We start from the raw sequence: 231 nt of genomic DNA, 5'->3' as shown, positions 1-231 counted from the left end.
ACCAGGAGCCGCTCGTGCATCGCGAGGCGCAGGCGGTGATGGACCTGCTGCAAACCGGCATCCAGGTACCGCGCGACACGGTCCGCAGCGTCGGCGGCTACTGGCAGCCGAAGTACTCGGTGCCCAACGCGGCGATGGTGGAGGCCGTGCAGATGCTCGCGCGCACCGAGGGCATCCCGCTCGACCCGGTGTACACGGGCAAGATCATGGCCGGCCTGATCGGTCTTGCAC

General features: G+C 68.8%; 1 pseudogene. It reads left to right on the top strand.

Going from position 1 to position 231, the window contains the following annotated elements:
- Positions 1-14 precede the first annotated feature (14 nt).
- A pseudogene (locus tag ACLJNW_RS28965) lies at positions 15-231 on the top strand (D-cysteine desulfhydrase); the annotation flags it as partial.

The organism is Salmonella sp. SAL4457, assembly GCF_046548235.1.
Taxonomy (GTDB): Bacteria; Pseudomonadota; Gammaproteobacteria; order Enterobacterales; family Enterobacteriaceae; genus Salmonella; species Salmonella enterica.
The sequence above is the reverse complement of the archived record's forward strand: the minus strand, read 5'-3'. Positions and strand labels throughout refer to the sequence as shown.